The sequence below is a fragment of the Megasphaera indica genome, from assembly GCF_046614755.1.
Lineage (GTDB): Bacteria > Bacillota > Negativicutes > Veillonellales > Megasphaeraceae > Megasphaera > Megasphaera intestinihominis.
Genome location: NZ_JBKKJR010000042.1, coordinates 1 through 2,069, shown reverse-complemented (window position 1 = coordinate 2,069; position 2,069 = coordinate 1). Strand labels below are relative to the sequence as shown.

At 39.3% G+C, this 2,069-nt stretch carries 4 protein-coding genes; all 4 read left to right on the top strand.

The genetic code is table 11. From position 1 onward, the window contains the following. The first annotated feature begins 133 nt into the window (after positions 1-133). The 4 genes from ACFCTO_RS12080 (at position 134) to ACFCTO_RS12065 (ending at position 2,060) form a co-directional block, all read left to right on the top strand. Positions 134-718, top strand: coding sequence for a DUF3862 domain-containing protein (locus ACFCTO_RS12080; RefSeq protein WP_499876965.1), 585 nt, complete (start codon positions 134-136; stop codon positions 716-718). A gap of 62 nt (positions 719-780) precedes the next feature. After that, the gene (locus ACFCTO_RS12075) at positions 781-1,047 is read left to right on the top strand and encodes a hypothetical protein (RefSeq protein WP_499876964.1); all 267 of its coding nucleotides are present in this window, start codon (positions 781-783) and stop codon (positions 1,045-1,047) included. A 219-nt stretch (positions 1,048-1,266) separates the two neighbouring features. Further along, positions 1,267-1,437 carry a hypothetical protein gene (locus ACFCTO_RS12070; RefSeq protein WP_155266571.1) on the top strand — a complete coding sequence of 57 codons (171 nt, stop codon included), beginning with the start codon at positions 1,267-1,269 and terminating at the stop codon, positions 1,435-1,437. Then, positions 1,383-2,060 (top strand): hypothetical protein, encoded by a 678-nt coding sequence (locus tag ACFCTO_RS12065; protein ID WP_499876963.1) that lies wholly within the window; start codon positions 1,383-1,385, stop codon positions 2,058-2,060. The genes ACFCTO_RS12070 and ACFCTO_RS12065 overlap by 55 nt, the downstream gene beginning before the upstream one ends. Positions 2,061-2,069 lie beyond the last annotated feature (9 nt).

Sequence of the window (2,069 nt, the reverse complement as noted above, 5' to 3'; positions counted from 1 at the left end):
TAATGAATTCATCGCGTAACTCCTTTGAGATGGTGTGTTTTAGCAGATTCATTATACTTCAAAGTGTGGTTACGCGATATTTATTTGTTCAAAAAGTTGTAAACTGCTGAATATTTTAGAAAGGACTGATTGTATGAAAAAATCAATGCTAGTAGCCGCTTCCCTTTGTGCCATGTTAGCCGCCGTTTCTGTTGGCGGATGTGGGAGTAACAACACTTCCGGATCTGGCAATAATCAGCCTAAGCAAGAACAGAAGGCTTCTGAAGCTCAAGAATACTACAATAAATTCGTGAGCATCCAAATGGGTATCTCTTATGATGAAGCTAAAGCCATTATGGGCAGTGATGGGCAACAAACTCAATCTTCAGATACAGGTAATCTGAAATCCGAATCATATAAATGGGACGGCCCAAAGGGTATCAATGTATCTTTGCATTTCCAAAATGGTGTTTTAAAGTCTAAGCAAATAATCGGTACAACATCCAAAGCTCCTAAAGGCAAGGAAGTCACGATGGATAAGTTTAACCAAATCCAAACCGGCATGTCCCATGATGATGTAAAAGGAATTTTGGGATTTGATGGCTGTCTTTCTTCAGAAACTAAACTATTCAACAGCGATCAAAAGATATTCCATTGGCATAACCCAAAGGGTGGCTTCTTGCAGATATCTTTTAAAGATGGTGCTGTAGATAGTAAAATGCAGAGCAACCTCAAGTAACTTCCTACAATTACCTATTTGAAAATCAGCAATATGGCGGAACGGATGAAGGAGTGAGTAAATTGAAAAATGCTCGTTTAATCATTGGTATTGTTTCATTCATTTTGTTTTTCATCATTCTTTTCCAGTCCTGTGCCGCAGGATTCGTTAATTCCGTCAATGCCAGCTCTGATGCTGGTGGCAGTGTCGGCTTAGTCGTAGCCTTTATGGTCGTCATCGCCGGCATCATCGCTATCGTCTGCCGCAAAAACGCAACGGGCTCCATCGTCGCAGGCGTTGTTTATGGCCTGTCCGGGTCTGTTAGGGGTCGCCAATTCGGATGTCTATAAAGACTTGTCTATTTGGGGCGGCCTGTTCATTATTTTCGCTATTTTCTACATTTTCTCTGGAATCAAACAAAAGAAAAGCGATAAAGCAAATCTGTAATCATCAAATAACTAAATAATCCGTTTTCGCCATTGCTGATATATATACTTTGTTACTTGACAAATTAATATTGGAGTTATACAGGGATTTCGTTGTATAATGAAGCCAAGGAGGTGGTTGCTATGCTCAAAAATCTTTTTGACTTCAAAAAAAAATATCATGACGTAGAAACTGCCATCATTGATGATAGCCATGAAGTAAATGAGGCGATTTCTAAGTCAAAAAAGGAGTGGCATAAATGGGATCATTTGACCAAGAAAACGGTATGGATACCGAAAGAAAAATCCCCTTAATGGACATTTTATATAAGGATACCTACCGAATTGATTCATATCTAGCCCAAATCACCAATGGAACCCTGCGAGGCGTTAAATTACAAAACCACGCTTCCCAGGGTTCTTCTCGTTCTATAAAAGGCAGCATTAAGATAGCTAGTTTCAACAAAGAAAGTAAAAAGCTGAGTGATTATCTGCAAGAGCAAAATATTGACCCGCATGACCATAGTATCATTGAGTTAATTAACATCTTAGACCTGCCTATCTATGATAATTTACCCGAAAAGGCACAAGGAGCCCTTGTCCATATTCATGGTCAACTTTCTATACGTGATTTCAATGCATGTGTCGACATAGTTCCTTTCATGGCCAAGAATCGGCAATTATTCAACATAGAAAAGCAAGAAGCAACAAACGTGAATAAAATGTTCTCTGCTATAACTAAGTTTATCCCTATGAATATTGAAGCAGAGTTATCTATGCCTTCTGGCGAAATCGTTCGCGGAATCTTGAAAAGAGATGCAATGTTAGACAGCTATAAACAGCACTTTACAACTTTTACGCTGCCTCGGAAGTTGATGAAGCTAGTTTACACAAGGCCTGAACTAAGTCCGTTGGATTTTTTGCGGTTTGGGCCTTAGCGACCAAAG

What these genes read in the sequence shown, in the direction of transcription:
- ACFCTO_RS12080 (WP_499876965.1), top strand. Translation starts at nt 134, where the DNA reads ATGAAAAAATCAATGCTAGTAGCCGCTTCCCTTTGTGCCATGTTAGCC.
- ACFCTO_RS12070 (WP_155266571.1), top strand. Translation starts at nt 1,267, where the DNA reads ATGCTCAAAAATCTTTTTGACTTCAAAAAAAAATATCATGACGTAGAA.
- ACFCTO_RS12065 (WP_499876963.1), top strand. Translation starts at nt 1,383, where the DNA reads ATGGGATCATTTGACCAAGAAAACGGTATGGATACCGAAAGAAAAATC.